6 protein-coding genes are annotated in these 6,339 nt (G+C 72.9%); 3 read left to right on the top strand and 3 right to left on the bottom strand.

Annotation, left to right across the window (positions count from 1 at the left end; all coding sequences use genetic code 11):
- Positions 1-141: 141 nt before the first annotated feature.
- On the bottom strand, positions 142-1,095 hold the full coding sequence (locus tag ACIRPX_RS24940; protein WP_404198526.1) for a LysR substrate-binding domain-containing protein: 954 nt from the start codon (positions 1,093-1,095) through the stop codon (positions 142-144).
- A gap of 63 nt (positions 1,096-1,158) precedes the next feature.
- On the opposite strand from ACIRPX_RS24940, the gene ACIRPX_RS24935 reads away from it, so the two are divergent.
- Together ACIRPX_RS24935 and ACIRPX_RS24930 are read left to right on the top strand one after the other, a co-directional pair.
- The gene (locus ACIRPX_RS24935) at positions 1,159-2,433 is read left to right on the top strand and encodes an MFS transporter (RefSeq protein WP_404198523.1); all 1,275 of its coding nucleotides are present in this window, start codon (positions 1,159-1,161) and stop codon (positions 2,431-2,433) included.
- Between the two features lie 128 nt (positions 2,434-2,561).
- Positions 2,562-3,581: a sigma-70 family RNA polymerase sigma factor gene (locus ACIRPX_RS24930; protein WP_404198520.1), complete on the top strand. Its 1,020-nt coding sequence runs from the start codon at positions 2,562-2,564 to the stop codon at positions 3,579-3,581.
- On the opposite strand, the gene ACIRPX_RS24925 is transcribed toward ACIRPX_RS24930, so the two are convergent.
- Positions 3,465-3,851 carry an STAS domain-containing protein gene (locus ACIRPX_RS24925; protein ID WP_404198518.1) on the bottom strand — a complete coding sequence of 129 codons (387 nt, stop codon included), beginning with the start codon at positions 3,849-3,851 and terminating at the stop codon, positions 3,465-3,467. The genes ACIRPX_RS24930 and ACIRPX_RS24925 overlap by 117 nt on opposite strands.
- A gap of 168 nt (positions 3,852-4,019) precedes the next feature.
- On the opposite strand from ACIRPX_RS24925, the gene ACIRPX_RS24920 reads away from it, so the two are divergent.
- Complete coding sequence (locus ACIRPX_RS24920; protein WP_404198515.1) at positions 4,020-4,940, top strand: AEC family transporter; 921 nt, start codon at positions 4,020-4,022, stop codon at positions 4,938-4,940.
- 61 nt (positions 4,941-5,001) lie between these two features.
- On the opposite strand, the gene ACIRPX_RS24915 is transcribed toward ACIRPX_RS24920, so the two are convergent.
- Positions 5,002-6,285 carry a thymidine phosphorylase gene (locus ACIRPX_RS24915; RefSeq protein ID WP_404198512.1) on the bottom strand — a complete coding sequence of 428 codons (1,284 nt, stop codon included), beginning with the start codon at positions 6,283-6,285 and terminating at the stop codon, positions 5,002-5,004.
- Positions 6,286-6,339 lie beyond the last annotated feature (54 nt).

Raw genomic sequence — 6,339 nt, 5'->3', positions numbered from 1 at the left:
TCCTATGAAGTCACGGACGCCCGACCGGCCACGCGCCAAGTGACACCGCCCGGCAGGCCGACGATTCCCCAGAAGGACAGCCGAAGCGTCAGTCAGTCGGAGAGTCAGACCCCCGAGCGGTGCCATGGTCAATCCTCACTGTCAGTCGGGCAGCAGGCTGCCCCTCCTCGACAGGAGGAACCTCTTGAACGCCGCCACCGGGGGTGTGTCCGGGCGGCCGTCCAGCCAGGCGACCCCGATCTCGCGGACCGCCCGCCGGCCGGTGATCGTCAGTTCCACGACTCCCGGGCGGGGAACGGTCGGTGGCGGCAGGAGCGCGACGCCGAGACCCGCGGCCACCAGGCCCCGCAGCGTCTCCGCCTCCTCTCCCTCGAAGGCGATCCTGGGCCGGAAGCCGGCCTCCAGGCAGAGCTGGTCGGTGATGCGGCGCAGGCCGTAGCCGGGTTCGAGCGTCACGAAGGTCTCCTCGGACGCCTCCGCCAGGCGGATGCGGCGGCGGGCGGCGAGCGGGTGGCCGACGGGGACGACCAGACGGAGCTTCTGCTCGTCGAGACGGCGGGCGACGAGGCCGGGGGCCTCCGGGACCGGCGAGGTCAGGCAGAGGTCCAGCTCGCCCGCCCGCAGCTTCTCCAGCATCGCCTCGCCGTAGTTCTGGACCAGGCTGAAGCGGACGCGCGGATGGTCGACCCGGAAGGCCTGGAGCAGGCCGGGAACCGTCTCCGCCCCCATCGTGTGCAGGAAGCCGAAGGCGACCTTGCCGGTGGTGGCGTCGGCGTCCGCACGGACCTCGTCGGCGGCCCGCTCGATCTCGGCGAGCGCCCGTTCGACGGAGGCCAGGAAGGTGCGGCCGGCCGGGGTGAGGGAGACGGTGCGGCCGCGCCGGGCGAACAGGTCGACGCCCAGGTCCTGTTCGAGGCGGACCATGGCCCGCGACAGGGTCGACTGCGGCACCTGGAGTTCCTGCGCGGCCCGGGTGACGTGCTCGGTGCGGGCGACTCCCGCGAAGTGCGCGAGACGGGGAGCCAGCAGCATCACCATGTCTTCTGTGTCACTGGACGGTGACATGCGAGGCCGTGAACTGTGTTGATGCGCCATGGGAACGATTATGACGATTCCGTGCATTGGACGGATGAACGGGGGCGTCCGTAGCGTCGAAGCATGACTCCCGCCGATACCGGGGCGTCCACCGTCGTGGGCGCCGCGCTCCCCGCCCCTGCCACCGAGACCCGTCTGACCCCGAGCGGCCCCGGTTACCGCCGGATGAGCCTCGCCCTGTTCCTCGCGGGCGTCGCGACCTTCGCCCTGCTCTACTCCACACAGGCCCTGCTGCCGCTGATCTCCGGCGAGTTCGGGGTGGCGGCGAGCTCGGCGAGCTGGACGGTGGCCGGCGCGACCGGCGGGCTGGCGCTGTTCGTGCTGCCGATGAGCGCGCTCTCGGAGCGGTTCGGCCGCCGCACGGTGATGACGGGCTCGCTGGCGGTCGCGGTGACGGTGGGGCTCCTGGTCCCCTTCGCGCCCTCGCTGACCACGCTGGTGGCGCTGCGGGCCGTGCAGGGTGCGGCGCTGGCCGGGCTGTCGGCCTCCGCGACCGCGTACCTGGCGGAGGAGGTCCGGCCCAAGGCGCTGGTCACGGCGATCGGGCTGTTCGTCGCGGGCAACAGCGTCGGCGGGATGAGCGGCCGTGTCATCACCGGATGGGTCGCGCAGGAGTGGGGCTGGCGCGTCGCGGTGGGCGTGATCGGCGTGATCGCGGTCGCCTGCGCGGTGGCCTTCCGGCTGCTGCTGCCCGCTCCCCGGCACTTCAGCGCCGGCTCGCTGCGGCCGCGGGTCCTGGCCCGCACGGTGCGCGACCACGTCACCGACCCGCTGCTGCGCCGCCTGTACGCGATCGGCGCACTGTTCATGACGGTCTTCGGCGGCGTCTACACGGTGATCGGCTACCGCCTGACCGAGGCGCCCTTCTCGCTGCCGCAGGGCGTCATCGGGTCGATCTTCCTGGTGTACCTGGTGGGCACGGTCTCCGCCTCGGCCGCGGGCCGGCTGGTCGGGCGGCTGGGCCGCCGCGGCGCCCTGTACCTGGCGGGCGGCACGACGGCGGCGGGCCTGCTGCTGGCCCTGGTCGGCTCCCTCGTCCCGGTCCTGCTGGGCCTGGTGCTGATCACCGCCGGGTTCTTCGCGGGCCACGCGGTCGCGTCGTCGGCGGTCAGCAGGACCGCGGCGCACGGGCGCGCGCAGGCCGCGGCGCTCTACCAGTCCGCGTACTACATCGGCTCCAGCGCCGGCAGCACGGTCGGCGCGGTGGCCTTCCACGCCACGGGCTGGTCCGGCACGGTCGGGGTCGGCCTGCTGGCCGTGCTGGGCGTCGTGACGATCACGGTCTTCGGCTCGCGCGCGGCGCGCCTCGCCGCCCGCCGGCGGCCGGCCACCGCCTGACCACTGCCTCACCCCTGCCCGACCTGCGGCTTCTCCCACTCGGGACGCCATTGTCAGTGCCCTGCGGTAGCTTCCAAGGTGCTGGGCGCAAAGGCGCGCGACAGAAACTCCACAGGGGTGGGTGGACGATGAGTGACGGCACGGGGACGACGACGGCGGACCTCGACATGAGGCTGGAGAAGCACCGGGTCGAGCTGACCGGCTACTGCTACCGCATGCTCGGTTCCTCCTTCGAGGCCGAGGACGCGGTGCAGGACACCATGGTCCGCGCCTGGCGGAGCTACGAGAAGTTCGAGGGCCGCTCCAGCCTGCGCTCCTGGCTGTACCGCATCGCGACGAACGTCTGCCTGGACATGCTGACCGCGGGCAACAAGCGCGCCCGTCCGATGGACCTCAGCGAGTCGACGCCCCTCGCCCAGGCCGCCCTCTCCCCCCGCCCGGACCACACCTGGCTCGAGCCGATGCCGGACAACCGCGTCCTGCCCACCACCGACGACCCGGCGGAGGCGGCCGTGGCCAAGGAGTCCGTGCGGCTCGCCTTCATGGCCGCGCTCCAGCAACTGCCGTCGAAGCAGCGCGCGGTGCTCATCCTGCGCGAGGTGCTGGCGTGGAGGGCGAGTGAGGTCGCCGAGCTGCTCGACACGTCGGTCGCGTCGGTCAACAGCGCGCTCCAGCGGGCCCGTGCGACGCTCGCCGAGCGGGACGAGAAGGCGGCGCACGCGGCCGTCTCGGACCCGCTGGACGAGGACCAGCAAAAGCTCCTCGACCGCTACGTCGCGGCCTTCGAGGGGTACGACATGACGGCGCTGACGACCCTGCTGCACGAGGACGCCGTGATGACGATGCCGCCGTTCGACCTGTGGCTGACCGGCCACGACGACATCACGGGCTTCATGACGACGCTGGGCGCGGCCTGCGAGGGCTCCCGCCTGGTACCGGTGCAGGTCAACGGCCTGCCGGGATTCGCCCAGTACAAGCCGGACCCGGAGCAGGGCGGCCACACCCCGTGGGCGGTGCAGGTCCTGGAGATCTCAGACGGCCGGCTCACCGGGTTCCACTTCTTCCTGGACACCAAGCGGTGGTTCCCGCTGTTCGGCCTGCCCCTCCACCTCGAAGCGGAGCCCGACCAGATTCAGCAGGGCGTGTAGGGAGGGGGTGGGGTCCCGCAGCCGGATCCGGCCCCCGGCCCGGCGGGCGGACAGCTGCAGCCGGGCGAGCAGGTCGACGGCGCCGAGCCCCGGGGGTCCCAGGGCCGCGACGTCGACCACGACGACACCGGTGCCGGCGGCCTCCAGCAGATCGCGCACGTCGTCGCACAGCCCCCTCACCTCGTCACGGGTGACGGGGCCGGGCAGGACGAGTACGGCGGGTGTCACGGCATCCACGATCTGTAGACCCGCCCGACCCCCGGAACTCATCGGGTCGCGCCCTCCTGCCGGCGCGACGGACCGTCTCCCGCACGGCCGTGTCCGCCGACCGGGATCACATTGACCTGCCGCCCTGCCGCCCCGGAGGGTTGGCTGTATGCCCCACACATCGGCACCGCCCTGGCCACCTGACGGCTTCCTCTCCTCCGAGGGGGCGCCGTGCAGGGGGTGTTGACGGGTTTCGCGGTCATCGCGGTCGTCATCGCGGTCGGGTACGTCATCGGCCGCCGGGGTCATCTCGGCGAGCACGGGCGCGAGGTGCTGACCAAGCTGGCCTTCCACGTGGCCTCCCCGGCGCTGCTCTTCACGACCCTCGCGAAGGCCGACCTGTCGGTGATCTTCTCCAGCCGGCTGCTGGTGACCGCGATGAGCACGGCGGCCGCGGCCGGCGTCTTCGTCGCGGTCGGTGCCGTGCGCGGCTGGGGCGTGGGCCGCACCACGATCGGCGCGCTGTGCTCCAGCTACGTCAACTCCGGCAACCTCGGCATCCCGATCGCCGTGTACGTGCTGGGCGACGCCTCCCTGGTGGCGCCGGTGCTGCTGTTCCAGATCATCGCGGTCACCCCGATCGCGCTGACGATCCTCGACCTGTCCGGCAAGGGCGAGAAGGGCCCGCTGTGGATGCGGCTGCTCACGCCGCTGCGCAACCCGATCGCGGTCTGCTCGCTGGCCGGCGTCGCGGTCGCCGCCGCGGGCGTCCGCGTCCCGGACCCGGTCATGGACCCCCTGACCCTGATCGCCAACATGTCCGTCCCGGCGGTCCTGCTGGCCTTCGGCATCTCCCTGTGCGGCAGCACGATGCCGGGCCGCGGCGCCGACCGGGGCCCGGTGTTCCTGTCGGTGGCCCTGAAGGCGGTGGGCCAGCCGGTGCTGGCCTGGGCCCTCGCGACGGCCGTCTTCGGCCTGCACGGCTCGCGGCTCCTGGACGTGGTGGTGACGTCGGCGCTGCCGGCGGCACAGAACCTGTACACGTACGCGAGCCGCTACCGGGTGGCGGAGGGCCTGGCCCGGGACTCGATCCTGCTGTCGACGATGCTGTCGGTGCCCGTGCTCGTGGTGGTGGCCGCCCTGCTCGGCTGAGCCCGCGCGCAGCGCAAGGGGCCGCTCCCGGGAGAGCGGCCCCTGTGGCGTGCCCGAGCCGTCAGGCGATGCGCTCCAGCACGACGGGCGACGCCGTGAACTCCGTCCCCGCGGCGCCGATGTCGTACGAGCCCTCCAGGGCCTGCAGGGCGTACTCGAAGCGCTCGGGGGTGTCGGTGTGCAGGGTGAGCAGGGGCTGGCCCGCACGCACCGTGGCGCCCGGCTTGGCGTGCAGCTCGATGCCCGCCGCCGCCTGCACCGGGTCCTCCTTGCGGGCGCGGCCCGCGCCCAGACGCCAGGCCGCGACGCCGACGCCGTAGGCGTCGAGACGGGTCAGGACGCCCGCCGACGGGGTCGTGACGACGTGCTGCTCGCGGGAGGTGGGCAGCGCCGCGTCCGGGTCACCGCCCTGAGCCGTGATCATGCGGCGCCAGACGTCCATCGCGGAGCCGTCGGCGAGCGCCTTCGCCGGGTCGGCGTCCCGCACCCCGGCCGCGTCCAGCATCTCGTGGGCGAGGGCCAGGGTCAGCTCCACCACGTCCGAGGGGCCGCCGCCCGCCAGGACCTCCAGCGACTCACGGACCTCCAGGGCGTTGCCCGCGGTCAGGCCCAGCGGGGTCGCCATGTCCGTGAGCAGCGCGACCGTCCGCACGCCGTGGTCGGTGCCCAGGCCCACCATGGTGGACGCCAGCTCCCGAGCGTCCTCGACGGTCTTCATGAAGGCGCCGCTGCCCACCTTCACGTCGAGGACCAGGGAGCCGGTGCCCTCCGCGATCTTCTTCGACATGATGGAGGAGGCGATCAGGGGGATCGCCTCGACCGTGCCGGTGACGTCCCGCAGCGCGTAGAGCTTCTTGTCGGCGGGGGCCAGTCCGTCGCCCGCCGCGCAGATCACCGCGCCGGTGGTGTCGAGGACGTGCAGCATCTCCTCGTTGGAGAGCAGGGCGCGCCAGCCCGGGATCGACTCCAGCTTGTCGAGGGTGCCGCCGGTGTGGCCGAGGCCGCGGCCCGACAGCTGCGGCACGGCCGCGCCGCAGGCCGCCACCAGGGGCGCCAGCGGAAGCGTGATCTTGTCGCCGACGCCGCCCGTCGAGTGCTTGTCGGCCGTCGGTCGGGACAGCGACGAGAAGTCCATGCGCTCCCCGGAGGCGATCATCGCGGCCGTCCAGCGGGCGATCTCCCGGCGGTTCATGCCGTTGAGCAGGATGGCCATCGCGAGGGCGGACATCTGCTCGTCGGCGACCTCCCCGCGGGTGTACGCGTCGATGACCCAGTCGATCTGCTCGTCGCTGAGTTCGGCGCGGTCCCGCTTGGTGCGGATGACCGAGATGACGTCCATGGCCATGACGTGCGTTCCTTCCGGGGTTTCTGGAAGCGTGCGGCCCCTCCGCCGAAGCCG

The organism is Streptomyces sp. NPDC101225 (genome assembly GCF_044767585.1).
Classification (GTDB): Bacteria; Actinomycetota; Actinomycetes; order Streptomycetales; family Streptomycetaceae; genus Streptomyces.
The sequence above is the reverse complement of the archived record's forward strand: the minus strand, read 5'-3'. Positions and strand labels throughout refer to the sequence as shown.